The 16,963-nt window shown below is 61.3% G+C and carries 16 protein-coding genes; 13 read left to right on the top strand and 3 right to left on the bottom strand.

All coding sequences use genetic code 11. From position 1 onward, the window contains the following. Nucleotides 1–3: 3 nt before the first annotated feature. Entirely contained in the window at nucleotides 4–894 is an 891-nt protein-coding gene (locus GPICK_RS05255; protein WP_039741093.1) for a phosphoribosylaminoimidazolesuccinocarboxamide synthase, read from the bottom strand. Nucleotides 895–991: 97 nt separating this feature from the next. After that, nucleotides 992–2,578 carry a peptidylprolyl isomerase gene (locus GPICK_RS05260; RefSeq protein ID WP_039741094.1) on the bottom strand — a complete coding sequence of 529 codons (1,587 nt, stop codon included), beginning with the start codon at nucleotides 2,576–2,578 and terminating at the stop codon, nucleotides 992–994. Between the two features lie 199 nt (nucleotides 2,579–2,777). Here GPICK_RS05260 and GPICK_RS05265 point away from each other — a divergent pair, with 199 nt between their 5' ends. The 12 genes from GPICK_RS05265 (at nucleotide 2,778) to rodA (ending at nucleotide 14,568) form a co-directional block, all read left to right on the top strand. Next, on the top strand, nucleotides 2,778–3,821 hold the full coding sequence (locus GPICK_RS05265; RefSeq protein WP_039741096.1) for a rod shape-determining protein: 1,044 nt from the start codon (nucleotides 2,778–2,780) through the stop codon (nucleotides 3,819–3,821). A 163-nt stretch (nucleotides 3,822–3,984) separates the two neighbouring features. Further along, the gene (locus GPICK_RS05270; RefSeq protein WP_039741098.1) at nucleotides 3,985–5,052 is read left to right on the top strand and encodes a glycosyltransferase family 2 protein; all 1,068 of its coding nucleotides are present in this window, start codon (nucleotides 3,985–3,987) and stop codon (nucleotides 5,050–5,052) included. A gap of 61 nt (nucleotides 5,053–5,113) precedes the next feature. Beyond that, nucleotides 5,114–5,683 (top strand): D-sedoheptulose 7-phosphate isomerase, encoded by a 570-nt coding sequence (locus GPICK_RS05275; protein WP_039741100.1) that lies wholly within the window; start codon nucleotides 5,114–5,116, stop codon nucleotides 5,681–5,683. Beyond that, nucleotides 5,680–6,630: a hypothetical protein gene (locus tag GPICK_RS05280; protein WP_039741102.1), complete on the top strand. Its 951-nt coding sequence runs from the start codon at nucleotides 5,680–5,682 to the stop codon at nucleotides 6,628–6,630. The genes GPICK_RS05275 and GPICK_RS05280 overlap by 4 nt, the downstream gene beginning before the upstream one ends. A gap of 19 nt (nucleotides 6,631–6,649) precedes the next feature. Then, nucleotides 6,650–8,122, top strand: a complete 1,473-nt coding sequence (rfaE1, locus tag GPICK_RS05285; RefSeq protein ID WP_039741104.1) for a D-glycero-beta-D-manno-heptose-7-phosphate kinase — start codon at nucleotides 6,650–6,652, stop codon at nucleotides 8,120–8,122. A gap of 3 nt (nucleotides 8,123–8,125) precedes the next feature. Next, the gene (gmhB, locus tag GPICK_RS05290) at nucleotides 8,126–8,737 is read left to right on the top strand and encodes a D-glycero-beta-D-manno-heptose 1,7-bisphosphate 7-phosphatase (RefSeq protein ID WP_039741106.1); all 612 of its coding nucleotides are present in this window, start codon (nucleotides 8,126–8,128) and stop codon (nucleotides 8,735–8,737) included. A gap of 78 nt (nucleotides 8,738–8,815) precedes the next feature. Next, entirely contained in the window at nucleotides 8,816–9,709 is an 894-nt protein-coding gene (rfbA, locus tag GPICK_RS05295; protein ID WP_039741108.1) for a glucose-1-phosphate thymidylyltransferase RfbA, read from the top strand. Further along, on the top strand, nucleotides 9,709–10,197 hold the full coding sequence (locus tag GPICK_RS05300; protein ID WP_039741110.1) for a dTDP-4-dehydrorhamnose 3,5-epimerase family protein: 489 nt from the start codon (nucleotides 9,709–9,711) through the stop codon (nucleotides 10,195–10,197). The genes rfbA and GPICK_RS05300 overlap by 1 nt, the downstream gene beginning before the upstream one ends. A gap of 48 nt (nucleotides 10,198–10,245) precedes the next feature. After that, complete coding sequence (gene mreC, locus GPICK_RS05305; protein WP_039745348.1) at nucleotides 10,246–11,070, top strand: rod shape-determining protein MreC; 825 nt, start codon at nucleotides 10,246–10,248, stop codon at nucleotides 11,068–11,070. Beyond that, nucleotides 11,063–11,548, top strand: a complete 486-nt coding sequence (mreD, locus tag GPICK_RS05310; RefSeq protein ID WP_039741112.1) for a rod shape-determining protein MreD — start codon at nucleotides 11,063–11,065, stop codon at nucleotides 11,546–11,548. The genes mreC and mreD overlap by 8 nt, the downstream gene beginning before the upstream one ends. Beyond that, nucleotides 11,545–13,464 (top strand): penicillin-binding protein 2, encoded by a 1,920-nt coding sequence (gene mrdA / locus GPICK_RS05315; protein ID WP_039741114.1) that lies wholly within the window; start codon nucleotides 11,545–11,547, stop codon nucleotides 13,462–13,464. Before mreD ends, mrdA begins: the two co-directional genes overlap by 4 nt. Nucleotides 13,465–13,467: 3 nt before the next feature. Then, nucleotides 13,468–14,568, top strand: a complete 1,101-nt coding sequence (gene rodA, locus GPICK_RS05320; RefSeq protein WP_039741115.1) for a rod shape-determining protein RodA — start codon at nucleotides 13,468–13,470, stop codon at nucleotides 14,566–14,568. 88 nt (nucleotides 14,569–14,656) lie between these two features. Here the strand turns inward: rodA and GPICK_RS17545 are convergent, their stop codons facing one another. Then, on the bottom strand, nucleotides 14,657–14,809 hold the full coding sequence (locus tag GPICK_RS17545) for a hypothetical protein (RefSeq protein ID WP_144400046.1): 153 nt from the start codon (nucleotides 14,807–14,809) through the stop codon (nucleotides 14,657–14,659). Nucleotides 14,810–15,209: 400 nt separating this feature from the next. Here GPICK_RS17545 and amrS point away from each other — a divergent pair, with 400 nt between their 5' ends. Then, on the top strand, nucleotides 15,210–16,226 hold the full coding sequence (gene amrS, locus GPICK_RS05325) for an AmmeMemoRadiSam system radical SAM enzyme (protein WP_039741118.1): 1,017 nt from the start codon (nucleotides 15,210–15,212) through the stop codon (nucleotides 16,224–16,226). The last annotated feature ends 737 nt before the right edge of the window (nucleotides 16,227–16,963 follow it).

The following is a 16,963-nucleotide window of genomic DNA, read 5'->3' on the forward strand; positions in this document are numbered from 1 at the left end:
CGGCTACTTCCCCTTTCCCGTCAGCTTGACGAGGGCTTCCATGTACTTCTCCCCGGTCTTTCGCACGATCTCGGCGGGGAGCGGCGGCGCGGGGGCGGTCTTGTTCCAGTCGAGGGTTTCGAGGTAGTCCCGCAGGAACTGCTTGTCGAACGACGGCTGCGCCCCCCCCGGCCGGTAGCTCTCCTTGGGCCAGAACCGGGAGGAGTCAGGGGTCATGCACTCGTCGATGATGATCAGCTCGCCGTTGTAGATGCCGTACTCGAACTTGGTGTCGGCGATGATGATCCCCTTGGTGGCGGCGATGTCGCGGGCCCGCTTGTAGATGGCGATGGTGATGTCCCGTACCTTCTCGGCGGTCTCTTTACCCACCAGCTCCACCATTCTGTCGAAGGAGATGTTCTCGTCGTGGGTGCCGAGCTCGGCCTTGGTGGAGGGGGTGAAGATCGGCTCTTCGAGCTTGTCCGACTCCACAAGCCCCGCCGGGAGGCGGATGCCGCAGATGGCGCCGGTCGCCTTGTAATCCTTCCACCCGGAGCCGGAGATGTAGCCGCGGACGATGCACTCGGCCGGCAGGGGAGTCGCCTTTTTCACGAGCATGGAGCGCCCCTCGAGGATGTCGGCGTACTTCTGGCACGGGGACGGGAAGTCCTTCACGTCGGTGGAGATGATATGGTTCGGGATGATGTCCTCCATCTGGCGGAACCAGAAGGCGGAGATCTGGGTGAGGACATATCCCTTGTCGGGAATCCCTTCGTTCATGATGACGTCGAAGGCGGAAATCCGGTCAGTGGTGACGATGAGCAGCGCATCCCCGAGGTCGTAGATGTCGCGGACCTTGCCGCGGCCGGCGAGCGTCAGGTCGGGGAAGTCGGTGGTGAGAACCAGGTTTGCCATGGTGGTGACTCCTTTTTTCCGGTTGTGTTGACTGAGGCGGTATCAGTGGAAGCGGGGGGGGCGCCGCGCCCGGCAGGGGACGCGGCGCCGCCGAAGGCTACTGTTCTTTCAGGGCGGGGTTGATCTCGATCTTGGCCTTGGCCCGGAGCTCCTTGATCCATTTCTGGAGCTCCTCTTCCTGCTTCTGCGGCAGAATCTGCTGCTTGATCTTTTCCTTTTCGCCGGCGAAGGCCGCCGCGTTGCGCTCGGTGCGCTGCTTGAGCCGGAAGGCGATCCACCGTCCCCCCACCTTCACCGGTGCCGACGGGGCGGGAGTCTTGTCGGTGAGGGTAAAGGCGGCTTCCATGAGGTCGGCGGAAGGGGCGGCGTTCGGCACGCTCCCCTTGGGATCGAAGACGAAGCTTCCGGTCTGCTGGAGTTTCAGCCCCGCCGTATCCCCCTTGGCAAGCTTTGTCTGGATCTCTTCGGCCCGTTTTTTGGCAAGCTCCACGGCCCGCGCCGCCTTTGCCTTCTCCTCGACCCGGGCGCGGATCTGGGCAAGGGGAGGAACTTCGGCGGGCTGGCGCTCCTTTATTTTCAGGATGTAGATCCCCTTCGGCGTCTCCACCGGGCCGCCGAGCTCGTTCTGCTTGAGGAGGAATGCCCGTTTCACCACTTCCGCATCGTCCGCCAGTGCCGGGACCGGCTGCTGGGCGGTGAAGGGGGCCGTCTCCTCGACCCTGGCGCCAAGGGCACGGGCCACCGCGGCGAGGTCACCCGCCGCCTTGCTCTTGTTCACGGCCTCTGCCGCTGTCTCGTAGGCCTGCTGGCCGGCCTTGAAGCGCCGGGCGTCTTCCGTTACCTTGTCCTTCACCTCGGTGAGGGGGAGGATGCCGTTCTTGCCCTGGTAGCGGTCGATGTGCTTCTGGTACCACGACTGGATATCCGCTTCCGAAACGCTCACGTTTCCGGCCCCCTTGGTGGGTTCCACGCGGACATAGGCCAGGCTGATCTTTTCGGAGCTTTTGAATTCGAGGGCGTTTTTGGCGAGAAAGTCGGTCAACTCCTGGTCGGTGAGCTTGATCTCTCCCTTCACGTCGTCGGGGGAGACGGCGGCCACGAGGAGGTCGACGGTATCATTCTTCTTCCTGAAGAGCTTCAGGGCTTCGTCGTCGGAGACCTGGGCCCGTGCCTTGATCTTCTCCTGGGCCTTGCGGACCATGAGCTCTTCCTTCTGGCTCTCTTCGAAGTCCTTCGGGGTGATGCGGCTGGCGCTCAGGATCTGGAGGTACTGGCTGAAGTCGAAGGAGCCGTTCTTCTGGAAGTTCGGGATGGCGGCAACCGCCTTCTGAACCTCGTCCTTGGAGACGCTTATCCCCATGTTCTTGGCGGCGTTGCGCACCAGCGTGGTTTCGATGATGGTGTCGATAGCCTGCTTCTTGAGGTTGAGCTGCTTCTCCACCTCGGGGGTCATGGCTCCGCCGTAGATCTGGGCGTAGATGTCGCGCAGCCGGTAGTAGGTCCGCTGGAACTCCTCGTAATTGATCTTCGTCCGGTCGACCTTGATGGCATAGCTCGACGGCGTGAGGGCCTGGTCGCCTTTCCCCCATACCAGGAAAATGGTACCGATGAAGGAGAGGACGATGATGCCGAAGACGACCTTGATGACGATGGATTGTTTGTACTTCCGCATGATGCCGAGCATTCGCGAGGACTCCTTTTGTGGCGGGTGATTTCGGTGAAAACCCCTGAAAATAACGGGTCAGCATACTACTATAAGTCGGTGCGCAAAAGCAATATATACAATATCCTGCCGTTTTCCCCCTTGCATGGCCGGAGCCTTTCTGTTACCATCCAACGCTTCGAAAAAGCTCATGTATCTGCATGAATGAAAGGATTAACCCATGCTTAAAATATTCGATGCGCTGTTCGGGCTCTTCTCCAACGACCTCGCCATCGACCTCGGCACCGCCAATACCCTCGTCTATCTCAAGGGAAAGGGGATTGTGGTCCGCGAGCCGTCGGTAGTGGCGGTCCAGAAGATGAATGGCGGCAGTCAGAAGGTGCTGGCGGTCGGTATGGAGGCCAAGAAGATGCTCGGCCGCACGCCGGGGAGCATCACTGCCATCCGTCCCATGAAGGACGGGGTCATCGCCGACTTCGACATCACCGAGGAGATGCTCCGCTACTTCATCCACAAAGTCCACAACCGCAAGACCCTGGTCCGGCCTCGGATCGTCATCTGCGTCCCCTCCGGCATCACCCAGGTGGAGAAGCGGGCGGTGAAGGAGTCGGCCGAGTCTGCCGGCGCCCGGGAGGTCTACCTCATCGAGGAGCCCATGGCGGCCGCCATCGGTGCGGGACTTCCCATCACCGAGGCCAGCGGCAACATGATCGTCGACATCGGCGGTGGCACCACTGAGGTGGCGGTCATCTCCCTGGCGGGGATCGTCTACACCAAGAGCGTCCGGGTGGGTGGCGACAAGATGGATGAAGCCATCGTCCAGTACATCAAGCGCAAGTACAATCTCCTGATCGGCGACCGGACCGCCGAGCTGATCAAGATCGAGATCGGCGAGGCCTACTCCGGCGGCGACGTCCGGCCGATGGAGGTCAAGGGGCGCGATCTCGTCTCCGGCATCCCGAAGACGGTGGAGATCAATTCCGACGAGATCCGCGAGGCGCTCTCCGAGCCGGTGAATGCCATCGTGGAGGCGGTGAAGATCTGTCTTGAGCGAACCCCCCCCGAACTGGCGGCCGATATCGTCGACAAGGGGATCGTGCTCGCCGGCGGCGGCGCCCTGCTCCGCAATCTGGACGCGCTCCTCCGCGAAGAGACGGGACTGCCGGTGGTGACCGCCGAGGACCCCCTTTCCTGCGTTGTCCTCGGCTCCGGCAAGGTGCTCGACGAGCTGAACCTGCTCCGGCGGGTGGCCGTCTCTTCCTGATACTCCGCACCAGGCCGGACAGCACCCGGCCGATTTGATTTGGGAACCGCATCGACGCCGCGGTGGAGGGATGATCCTTCCGCCGCGGTTCCGTCCATGCGGTTCATCCGTTTCGCGACCATACCCGCTCCACCCCGTGCCGTCCCGGACGCACCCCCGCTCCATGGAACCTTTTGACGTCGACATACTTCTGCCGGTCTGGAACCGGCCGGTGGAAACCCGCAATTGCCTGGTCACCCTCATGGCGACGGCACCGACGGCCCGCATCATCCTTCTCGACAACGGCAGCGACCGGGAAACCGAGCGGCTCCTGGAAGAGTTCGCCGAGGTGCTGGGAGAGCGGGCGCTTTTCCTGAAGACCACCGCCAATCAGGGGCTGATCAAGGCGGTGAACCGTGGTCTGGAGCGGGCTGAGGCCTCCTGTGTGGTCATCGTGCGCAACACTACCGTCGTTGCCGAAGGGTGGCTGGAACCGATGCTGGAGCTTGCCGCCGCCCGCCCCGAGGTGGGGCTGGTGGTGCCGCGGCTGGAGCACGCCTCCGGCCAGAAACGGGAGAGGAACGGGCGCACCGCGCCGGTGGAGGTCGAGGTTGCCCACGGTTCGTTTGCGGCGCTTCTCGTCAAGAAGGAGCTTGTGACGCGCCAGGGGGGATTCGACGAGGAGCTGGACGGCGGCGTCTGGTGCCTCAAGGATTATTCCCGCCGGGCGTTGCGCCGCGGATTCTTGACCTGTGCGGCCGAAGGGGTGACGGTGACCTATGTCGACGATGTCCCCCTCGGTTCCGCGGCGCGACGCGAGGAGACCGTGCGCCGAAGCGCCGCGACCTACGAGGACCGCTGGGGGCGCGAGGAGGCGTTCTGCGTCTACTGGCCCAAGGATGCCGACCCCGAGGCGGTCCGGGCCAGGTTCTCTGTGCTCCTGCGCGGCGCCCGCATGGGGCACCGCTTCACCGTCGTTGTCCACGGAGCGTTGCACAAGGCGCTCCTTCAGGCGGGATACCACTCTCTTCATCGCAGCATCGCCATCGAGACGCTTCCCCGGTTCTTCGCCGCGGGGGAACTCCGCCGGGTGATGGCGCGGGCAGTGGCGGACGAGGGTGAGACGACCATCGTGGCCGGGGTCGACGGCCTCGCCGTGCCCGGGGTAGAGGGAGCCCGGCCGTTCAGCTGGCTTGAGGAGGCGATCCGCTGGCGGGAGGAGAGTTGCTACCGCGCCGGAGACGTCGCCTGAATACCGGGGTGACATGGTCATCCCGTTTCAGCTACAGTAGGCGAGATACGAGGAGGATGCGATGCTTGAAGAAATCACGAACCAGCTCCGTACCCACCGCGAGGTGATGGAAATAGTGGAGCGGGAACTGGCGCCGCGGGTGGCCGTTTTTGCCGGTATGCTCATCGACGCGTTTCGCGCCGGCAAGAAGCTCCTCGTCATGGGAAACGGCGGCTCGGCGGCCGATGCCCAGCACTTCGCTGCAGAGATCGTCGGCCGCTTCAAGATGGAGCGCCGGGGGCTGCCGGCCATCGCCCTCACCACCGATACCTCGATCCTCACCGCCATCGGTAACGATTACGGGTTTGACGCCGTCTTCCGCCGCCAGGTGGAGGCCCTGGCGGACGAGGGGGATGTGGTGGTGGGAATCTCCACGAGCGGTTCGTCGAAAAACGTCAATCTGGCGCTGGATCTGGCCAATGAGCGGGGCTGCCTGACCGTCGGGCTCCTGGGGCGCGACGGCGGCACCATCAAGGATCTGGTCGACCTGGAGCTGACCGTGCCGACCCTGGACACCCCCCGGGTCCAGGAGGGGCATATCACCCTGATCCACATCGTCTGCGACCTCGTAGAAAAGGGGCTCTTTCCATGAAATACCGTCCCGTTGATCTCTCCGGAGTCCAGACCTATCCCCTCGCCGAGCGAAAGAACAAGGTGAGCATTGCGCGGGATTTTGCCCGTCCGGTCTCGGCGGGGATGGGCGTTGCCGACCTGCTGGCAGCGATGCCGGCGCAGCTTGGCGCCGAAGCCCTGACCGGCGTCATCGAGGCGGTGGTCGGTGCCCGGGCAAAGGGGAAACCGGTGATCCTCGCCATGGGGGCCCATGTCATCAAGTGCGGGCTCCAGCCGGTCCTGAAGACCCTGATCGAAGCGGACGTCATCACCGCCGTCGCCCTCAACGGAGCCGGTTCGATCCACGACTACGAACTGTCGCTCATCGGCGAGACGAGCGAGGACGTGGGGGCGGTGCTCCACTGCGGCACCTTCGGCATGGCCGAGGAGACCGGGCGCGACATCAACCGGGCCCTCAAGGCGGGGATCGCCCGGGGGATGGGGTACGGCGAGGCGGTGGGGCGCTTCATCATCGAAAACGGAAACCCCCACCGGGAGTGGAGCCTTCTCGCCACCTGCGTTGAGCGGGACATCCCGGTCACGGTCCACGTGGCCGTTGGCACCGACATTATCCATCAGCACCCCGAGGCCGACGGCGCCGTCATCGGCGAGGCGACCTTCCGGGACTTCCGGCTCCTCACCTCGGTGGTGGCGGATCTGGGCGACGGCGGCGTCTACCTGAATGTGGGGAGCGCCGTGCTCCTGCCGGAGGTCTTCCTCAAGGCCCTCTCCATCGCCCAGAACCTGGGGCACCACGTGGACCACTTCTCCACCGCCAACTTCGACATGCAGCAGCATTACCGCCCCCTCCAGAACGTGGTGAAACGGCCCACGTCGGGGATGGGGCGCGGCTACACCATCACCGGACACCACGAGATCATGATCCCGCTCTTTGCGGCGGGGATACTGGACCGGCTCGGCCGGTAGCGCGGAGACGGAGCTATCCATGGAACGCAAAGACGTTGAATCGCTCTTCGCCCATGCCGGGGGGATCAAGGCCCTGGTCATCGGCGATCTGATGCTCGACGAGTACCTATGGGGGAAGGCGGAGCGGATCTCCCCCGAGGCGCCGGTGCAGGTGGTGGATGTCACCCGTGAGGAGATCCGGATCGGGGGGGCGGGGAACGTGGCCAACAACCTCGTCGCCTTGGGTTGCAGGGTCAGTGTGGCCAGCGTCGTCGGAGGGGACGAGAACGGTACGATCCTCCTCCACGCCTTTTCCGGCAAGGGGGTCGATGTAGGGGGAGTCTTCGAGGATCCGCAGCGGACCACGAGCCGCAAGACCCGGGTGCTGGCCGCCAATCAGCAGATTGTCCGGATCGACCGGGAATCGCGGGAGGATATCGGTGCCGACTACGAGCGCAGGATCGTCGGCTTTCTGGAGGAACGGGGGGATGAGTTTGCCGTCATTCTCATCTCCGATTACCTGAAGGGGGTTCTCACCCCGTCGCTCCTCGCCGCCATCATCGCGTTTTCCAAAGAACGGGGAATCCCCGTCGTGATCGACCCGAAGGGGAACGACTACGCCAAGTACCGGGGCGCCACCCTCCTTACCCCCAACCGCAAGGAGGCCGAGGTGGCGTCGGGAATCGCCATCCGGGACGAGGAGAGCCTCTGCCGGGCCGGAGCGCGGCTTCTGGAGACGGCCGACCTGACGGCTCTCGTGATCACCCGCAGCGAGGAGGGGATGTCGCTCTTCCTGAGGGGGGGAGCGGTGGTCCATATCCCGACCTTCGCCCGGGAGGTCTTCGATGTGACCGGCGCCGGCGATACGGTGCTGGCGCTTCTGGGGATGGCCCTGGCCGGCAAGGCCACGTTTGCCGACGCCGCCCGGCTGGCCAATGTGGCGGCGGGGGTGGCGGTCGGCAAGGTGGGGACCTCCACGGTCTCTCCTGCCGAGATCGTCGGCTCCCTCGGTTACCTCCACGGCGACAGCGACTCCAAGATCAAGAACCTTGATGTCCTCGCGGAGATCATTGCGACGGCAAAGGGGCTGGGCCGGCGGATCGTCTTCACCAACGGCTGTTTCGACCTGCTCCACGTGGGGCACGTGAAATACCTGCAGAAGGCCAAGAGCTTCGGGGATATACTGGTTCTGGGGCTCAACAGCGATGCCTCGGTGCGCCGCCTCAAGGGGGAGAAGCGCCCTCTCATCGGCGAGGCCGAGCGGGCTCACATCCTGGCGGCGCTGGACTGCATCGACTTCGTGGTGATCTTCGACGAGGATACGCCGCTTCGGCTCATCGAGACCCTCCGGCCGGCGGTGCTTGTCAAGGGGGGGGATTACACCCCCGAAGGGGTGGTTGGCAAGGATGTGGTGGAGTCTTACGGCGGTCGGGTGGAGCTCGTGCAGTTTGTTGACGGCCGTTCGACGACCACCATCATCGAGAAGATTCTTAACTGTTACGGCCAGGAGTGAGACGTGAGGAGCGAGGAGTTGCGACGGGCCGTCTTCCTTGACCGCGACGGCACCGTCAACGTGGAGAAGGCGTATCTCCACCAGCCGGAAGAATTCGAGTTCATCCCTGGCGCTCCCGAGGCGATCCGGCTCCTCAAGGATGACGGTTTTTTCGTGGTCGTGGTGACGAACCAGTCGGGGGTCGCCCGGGGCTACTACGACGAGGAGGCGGTTCACCGGCTGCACCGCTTCGTGGACAGGGAGCTGGCCGCGGCGGGCGCCAGTATCGACGCCTACTACCTCTGTCCCCATCACCCCCTCCACGGCGTCGGGCCTTACCGGGTCGACTGCGCCTGCCGCAAGCCTCTTCCCGGCATGATCCTTGCCGCCGCCGCGGCCCACGGCATCGATCTCGGACGGTCGTGGCTCGTGGGTGACAAGGCGATCGACGTCGAGGCCGGGCTGGCCGCTGGTTGCCGGCCGATCCTCGTGCGGACCGGCTACGGCGTGACAGAGGCCTCCCTGGTGCCTCCTCAGGTGCCGGTCTGCGACGATCTGCTCGCCGCCGCCCAGCTGATCCTTGCCGAAGAGGGTGGTGACCGCGCCGGTGAAGCGGCGGGGGGAGATACCGTTTGACGCTTTTCCGGCAGCCGTGCTATAACTGACCGTTCCAAGTACGTTTTTGGTCCAATTTTCCCATTCCGGAGATTCGTGATGGCCATCAAGAAAGGCATTGTTCTCGCCGGCGGGGCGGGGAGCCGCCTCTATCCTCTTACGCTCGTTGCCAGCAAACAGCTCCAGCCGGTTTACGACAAGCCGATGATCTACTACCCCCTGGCCACTCTGATGATGGCCGGGATCAACGAAATCCTGATCATCTCTACCCCCCACGACACCCCGCGGTTCCAGGCGCTCCTCGGTGACGGTTCCCGCTGGGGGATCAGCATCAGCTACCAGGTTCAGCCCGAGCCCAAGGGGATCGCCCAGGCATTTCTCGTCGGCGAGGAATTCATCGCCGGCGACCCCGTCTGCCTCATCCTGGGGGACAACATCTTTTACGGAAAGATGGAGCTCGACCGCGCCATGGCCGATTTCTCCAGCGGGGCGATGATATTCGGCTACTACGTGAACGACCCCCATCGCTATGGCGTGGTGGAGTTCGACGGCGCCGGCAGGGCCATCGGCATCGAGGAAAAGCCGGCGGATCCGCGGAGCAACTATGCCGTGCCGGGGCTCTACCTCTACGATGGCAGGGTCAGCACCATCGCCCGGAACCTGAAGCCGTCGGCCCGCGGGGAGTTGGAGATCACCGACGTGAACCTGGAGTACCTGACACGGGGGGAGTTGATGGTGCAGAAACTCGGCCGCGGAATCGCCTGGCTCGACACGGGAACCCATCAGAGCCTCCTGGAGGCGTCGCACTTCATCGGGACACTGGAGGCGCGCCAGGGGCTCAAGATCGCCTGTCTGGAGGAAATAGCGCTCCGGATGGGATACATCGACTGCCAGGGGATGGCTGCCGCCATTGCCAACACCCCGAAATCTTCATACCGGGATTATCTGGTCCGGGTCCATAACGAAACCGAACTGTGCGGAGGAAGAAGCTGATGTCCGAGAGAACCGGGTTTGCGAAGGGGAAGATCCACGACGTCACCGTCCGTCCCCTTGCCAAGTATCTTGATGAACGGGGATGGCTCGCCGAGCTGTTCCGCAGCGATGAGACCGATCCCCAGACCATGCCGGCCATGGCGTATCTCTCCATGACCCAGCCGGGGGTGGCCCGTGGCCCCCATGAGCATGTCGACCAGACCGACTGGTTCTGCTTCATCGGCCCCGCCAACTTCAAGGTCTATCTCTGGGATGCGCGGCGGGATTCGCCCACCTTCGGGATTCGCCAGACCATCTACGCCGGTGTGGACGCCCCGCTTGCCGTGATCGTTCCGCCGGGAGTGGTGCATGCGTACAAGAACATCGGGACGGTGGACGGCATCGTCTTCAATGCACCCAACAGACTCTATGCCGGCGAAGGGAAAAAGTCGCCGGTGGACGAGATTCGCCACGAGGAGGTTGAGGGATCGCCCTTCTGCCTCGACTAGCGCGGCGGAGCTCCCCTTTCCGCCAAGCCCGCCGGTCCCTTGAGCCCCATGCTGGAACTGATCAAACGATACCGTTTTCCCATCATCACCGGGGTGGCCCTTGTGGTCGCCCTTGCCTTCTATTCCCTCAACCTGCGGGACCGGGACCATGCCAATGCCTTCGAGCGGACCGTCATGGACATCTTTGCCCCGGTGCACAACGTCGGGGAGAGGATTGGCGCTGCCGTCGGAGGGGTCTGGAGCGACTACGTCGATCTGGTCGATGTCAGGAGAGAAAACAAGCAGCTGCGCCAGTCGGTGAAGCTCCTCAATGTCCGGATTCTTGAAGGGCGTGAGACTGCCCAGGAGAACAGCCGCCTGAGGGCACTGCTCGACCTCAAGGGAACCCTCAGGACCTCTTCCGTGGCGGCGGCGGTCATCGGGGAGGACAGCTCTCCCTGGTTCAAGACCCTCGTCATCAACCGGGGAGCCGTCGACGGACTTCAGGAGGGGATGCCGGTGGTCGCGGCCAGCGGCGTGGTGGGACAGGTGGTGAAGGTTGCTTCGGGGAGTGCCCGGGTGTTGCTCCTGACCGATCACGCCAGCGGCATCGCCGCCGTTGTCCAGCGTTCCCGGGCGCGGGGGGTGGTGAAGGGGAAGGGTGGAGGGCTCTGTTCGCTGGAGTTTTCGCTGCGCGAGGAGGATGTGAAGGTGGGCGACACCCTCGTCACCTCCGGGATGGGGGGGATATTCCCCAAGGGGCTCGTTATCGGCGAAGTCTCCATGGTCAAGAAGGGAGAGTACGGCATCTTCCAGACCATCGATGTGAAACCGGCCGTCAATATGGCAAAACTCGAAGAAGTCCTTGTTCTCATGCAGAACGGCCATGATTAAATACATCTGGTATACCATTCTTGTCTTTGCGGCCCTCGTGCTGCAGATTACGCTCCTTCCCGCATTCGTGGCGGACCCCTTCCAGCCGAACCTCCTGATCATCTTCATCGTTTACATGGGGCTGCGCGAGTCGGTCGGGTGGGGAGTCGCGGCGTATTTTCTGGGTCTTGTCCACGACAGCTTCAGCGGCCTCTATCTGGGGCTCAACGGTTTTTCCTATCTCATTATCTTCCTGGTGCTGCGCACCGTTGCCGACCGGCTCTTCACCGACCGCCGCTCCCTCATGATCCTCGGGGTTTTTGCGGCAACCATCGGCAACGCTCTGCTCAACCTGCTGCTCCTCGCCCTCTTCTCCGCTGCCGAGGGAATTTACGAAACCCTCCTGCAGAGCCTTGTCCCCCAGGGACTCGTTAACGCCCTCGTTGCCTCGGTCGTGTTCACCTTTTCGCCCCTGGCGCGCACGGGGGACATCCGATGAATGGTCATCGCCTGATTCACGAAAGCCAGGGGGCGAAGCGGCATATTGCCTATCTCTCCATCTTCGCGGCGGCACTCTTTTTCCTTCTTCTGACCCGCCTGTGGTATCTGCAGATCGTCAAATCCGACGAGCTCCAGAGCCAGTCCGAAAGCAACCGGCTGCGGCTGGTTCCGGTGGCTGCGTCCCGCGGGACGATTTTCGACCGCAATGGGGGGGTCCTCGTGACCAACCGGCCGTCCTTCAGCGTTGCCGTCATCCCCCAGGAGGTCAAGGACCGCGACGCCCTTCTCGACCGTTTGTCGAAATATCTCGATATTGACCGTTCCGAACTCCTCGACAAGTGGGAAAAGGGGAAGGGAAGGGCGCGGTATTTTCCGATCGTACTGGCATCGGGCATCACCCGCGACCAACTGGAACTGCTGGAGGAAAACCGCCTCTGGCTTCCGGGCATCGAGATCGAGATGAAGCCGGTTCGTCAGTACGAAAGCGGCACCCTCGCGGCCCATCTCCTCGGGTACATCGGGGAGGTTTCCGAGGAAGAGCTGAAGAAGGATACCACCAGCGGCTACAATTCCGGCGACTATATCGGCAAGAGCGGCATCGAGCGGAGTTGGGAGACGCTGCTGCATGGCCGGGACGGGGGGCGCCAGATCGAGGTGGATGCCCGTGGCCGTGTTCTGAGGACCATTTCTGAGACTGCTCCCGTGGGGGGCTCCAGCCTCGTCCTGACCATCGATACGGCCCTTCAGACGGCGGCGGAGAAGGGGTTCGGCGAACAGGCCGGCGCCGCCGTCGCCATGGATGTCAATACTGGCGAGATTCTCGCCTTCGTGAGCAATCCCGGTTTCGATCCGGCGCTCTTCGCCGGCAGGATGCCGCCGGACAAGTGGAAGGAGTATCTCGAGGATAAACGCCATCCGCTGGAAAACAAGGCTCTCAAGGGGCAGTACCCTCCCGGTTCGACATTCAAGATCATCACTGCCCTTGCCGGCCTGGAGGAGGGGGTCGTCGACGATCATACCTCATCGGTCTGCAGGGGGGCCTATGTCCTCGGCAATAACACGTTTCGCTGCTGGGAAAAGAGGGGCCACGGGACCGTTAACCTGAAGCGGGCCTTGAAGGAGTCGTGCGATGTCTACTTTTACCAGCTCGGTGAAAAGCTCGGCATCGACCGTATTGCCGCTTACGCCCGCAAGTTTGCCCTTGGAGCCCCCTTGGGGATCGGTCTTGAAAACGAAAAGGCCGGCCTGATTCCGGACAGCGCCTGGAAGGAAAAGCGCTTTGGGAAAAAATGGTTCCAGGGCGACACGCTGCCGGCGGCGATCGGGCAGGGGTACGTCCTGATGACGCCGGTTCAGCTTGCGGCCATGATCGGTGCCGTGGCCAACGATGGCACCGTCTATCGCCCCCATCTGGTGAAGCGGATCATTGATCAGGAGGGGAGAATTCTCCAGGAGTTCAAGCCGGAGGTCGTGACCCGGACGGGCATCAGCCCACGCAGTATCCGTCTTGTGAAAGAGGGGCTCCTTGCCGTGGTCAACGAAGGGGGAGGGACCGGCGGCCAGGCCCGGCTCTATGATGTGCGGGTGGCGGGAAAGACCGGGACTTCGCAGGTGGTCAAACAGCGGGACAAGAAAGGGGCGATCCCCTATCAGTACCGCGACCACGCCCTGTTCGTCGCCTTTGCCCCCTATGACAAGCCGGAAATAGCCGTGGCGGTGGTGGTGGAGCACGGCGAGCACGGGGGCTCTGCCGCCGCCCCCATTGCGGGAAATATCCTGCGGGCATACTTTGAGGGTAAAAAGGCCGCCTCGAAACCGGTCAAGGCGGGAAAGGCCCCGGCGTCCGAGGAGGGGGACGGGGCGGAGCAGGCGGGTGAAGAGCAGACGTCTCCCCCGGCGTCAAAGGAAGAGTAAGCGATGATCGACAGGAGACTGATAACCAACTTCGACTGGACCCTTCTTGGCATAGTGCTCGTCGTCTGTGCCGCAGGGGTCGTCAATATCTACAGCGCATCGGCGTCCTACGCCGTAGCCGGTACGCCGTTTTTCGTAAAACAGTTGTACTGGATCGTGGCCGGACTCTTTCTGGTAGTGGTGGTTTGCAGCCTCGACTATCACCTGCTGGAGGATGTCTCCTACTGGTTCTATGGACTGCTCTGCTTCCTGCTCCTGATTGTGCTGGTGGTGGGCAAAACCTCCATGGGGGCCACCCGGTGGCTCCATCTCGGTTTTTTCAGCATCCAACCGTCGGAGCCGATGAAAATCGTCACTATCATGACTCTGGCCCGCTTTTTCTCGAACTACTCGACCGCGGGGGGGGTGACCCTGAAGGATTTTGCGTATCCATCCTTTTTTCTCGGGATTCCGGCCCTGCTGATCATGAAACAGCCGGACCTCGGCACGGCGATCCTCGTCATCCTCATCGCCTGCTCCATGTTCGCCTATGTGGGTGTAAGGCTCTCGGCGCTTGTTACGTGCCTGGTTTCGGCCGTGCCTGCCATCTATCTGGCTTGGCACTATTATCTGCGGGATTACCAGAAGAACCGGATACTCAATTTTCTCGATCCCGAGCGCGACCCTCTCGGCAGCGGGTACCACCTCATTCAGAGCAAGATAGCCATCGGTTCCGGCGGGGTGTTGGGGAAGGGGTTCATGCAGGGGACACAGGCACAGCTTCGGTTTCTCCCCGAGCAGCACACCGATTTCGCCTTTTCGGTCTTTGCAGAGGAGTGGGGGTTCATCGGGTGTCTGGTATTACTCCTCTTTTATCTCTTCCTGGTATTCTGGGGGCTCCACATTGCCAGCCGCTGCAACGACCGGTTCGGGAGCCTCATGGCGGTCGGGGTCACCGCCATGCTCTTCTGGCATATCGTCATCAACATCGGGATGGTGATAGGGATATTCCCGGTCGTTGGCGTCCCGCTCCCGCTGTTTTCGTACGGCGGAACCTCCATGATTACTTCCATGGTCGGGGTGGGGATCCTGCTTAACATCAGCATGCGAAGGTTCATGTTTTAGCTGTCTCTTCCCTCTGCCGGAGAGGTGAGCCGGCGCCCGGCCTTTTCGTTCGGAGTCCACCTCTCACCCCTCCTCGGGTTGCCTTTCCTCAGGCAACCTTGCTGTTCAGCAGTATCTTCTCCTCGAACGCTTCGATCCACATGGTGCCACAGCGCGTGCATTCAAGCAGGTTGTCGGCATAGCCGTCCGCGTGCATGTCGATTTCGATCCCCGTGCAATCGTTGCAGATAGGGCATTTCATCGCGTCTGCTCCTTTCCGAATGATTTCTTCATGTACTGTAACTATAGGAAACGCGGAGGTGCGTTGCAAGCAGTTTTTGCGTTAAAAGATGCGCTAAAACAGTAGTTTGCAAGACTCTGGGCGGCTTATGTTAAATCGCTATTTGAATGGAGGAGGGAAGATGGGAGATGCGATACGATCAACCATCGTGCAATCGATGGTAAACGGGGTGGTTGTTTGGCTATAACGAAGTTTGTCCTCACCGGGAGTCTTCAAGCGCACACCCGCTTTTTTTCGTCATAGGCCCCCGAAATTGGATCCAGTCCACCAATCTCCAACCGAGGTTTGTGCGTGGCCTCCGTTGTCTCCTTTCCTTGACCTGTTATACTCCTCCAATAGAGATTCATGTCGCGAGGCCGGGATGAAAGAAGCCAGCTTTTACTCCAAGGTGGGGGAGGGGGGCGTCGATTGTGCCCTGTGCCGCTTTCGCTGCCGGATTCGAGACGGGGGACGCGGCATATGCGGTGTGAGAGAAAACCGTGGGGGGGTACTGTATTCTCTGGTTTACGGCAAAGCGGTGGCGGAGCACATCGACCCCATAGAAAAGAAGCCGCTTTTTCATTTTCTGCCCGGAAGCCGTACGTACTCCATCGCCACCGTCGGGTGCAATTTCCGTTGTCTTCACTGCCAGAACTACTCGATTTCGCAGGTAACGCAAAACACGTTTCCCGTCGCAGGAAACGACCTTTCCCCCGAACAGATCGTCAGCAGGGCATTGGCCGCCGGATGCCGATCGATCTCGTACACCTACACCGAACCAACCATTTTCTTCGAATATGCCTACGATACGTCGGTTCTCGCCCACCGTCACGGCCTTAAGAATGTTTTTGTGACCAATGGTTACATCACACCCGAGGCACTTGCCCATATCGCCCCGTATCTTGATGCGGCCAACATCGATCTCAAAGGGTTTTCCGATCGTTTCTACCGCGAAGTCGTTCATGCGATGCTCGACGAGGTGCTTGCCTCGATCCTCGAATACAAACGACTCGGCATCTGGGTCGAGCTGACCACCCTGATCATTCCCAACCTCAATGACTCTGACGATGAACTGAAATCGCTGGCCAACTTCATTGTAGACAAGGTCGGTGCAGAGACTCCCTGGCATGTAACCCAGTTTTATCCCACCTACCGGTTGACCGATCTTCCGAGAACTCCGTCCGAAACCCTCCAAAAAGCCCGGCAGTCCGGCTTGGATGCGGGACTGCGTTATGTCTATGAAGGGAATGTTCCTGGATTGCGCGGCGAAAACACCTTCTGTGCTGCGTGTGGCGAACTCCTTGTTTCCCGCTTCGGCTTCCTCGTCGAATCCATTAACGTCGAAAATAGCCGTTGTCCGAGATGCCTGGCGGTGCTTGACGGTATCGGATTTCCCTGACGGAGCGTTCATTCTTGTATTTGCTCCAGGCTGCACTTTGTTAGTGGGCGTGGTTGTTGCAGGTTAGTGATGTCTAATAAATTACCGTACCCGGAAAAGACCCTGAGATAATTAGTGTTTGCTTATTTATTTCGTTTCTGCCCATACGCTATGGGTGCTCGACATGCCGTTATTTGGCGGCGCATATCGTTAAATGACAGAATTATGACAGGCTGAAATTATATTTTCTCTGGCTGTCTTTATGGTTAACCATGCAAAGTTTAACGATACCGGAATGTTGGGGGTGATGGAGTGGTGGCTGGTCAAAGAACCGACATTTGTAGTGTTAAATTTTTTGTTGATAATTTGGAAGCGGTGTTTAAAATGCGTATACTTTTAAGCAGTGTGAGGTTGCTCATTGACTCGGGCTTTCCGGGAAAATCACGCGCTGTCTGTTCCCTATGATTTGATTACATGTTGTTTTTGCTGTTGCCCTCATGTCGCTTGTTCTTCCTGTGCTGATCTCCATTCAAACTCCGGGCTTGTCTCGACCCTGCGCCCGTGTTGCGCAAACCGTAGTGTTCCCCGGTTCATTTCCAGGGGATTGTGACTTTGGAGCGGAAGGGGCTGGTTCCCTCAGCTCGAATGCTTTCCGCTGAAGTATGCGATGGAATTATTTGAGTGCCCGAGTCGGGACCGTACGTCAAACCAAGGTAAGGGAGGTGATAGTCAGAAAGGAGCGTTCGTACCTCGTTGTA

Origin of the sequence: Geobacter pickeringii (assembly GCF_000817955.1) — a bacterium.
GTDB classification, from domain to species: Bacteria; Desulfobacterota; Desulfuromonadia; order Geobacterales; family Geobacteraceae; genus Geobacter; species Geobacter pickeringii.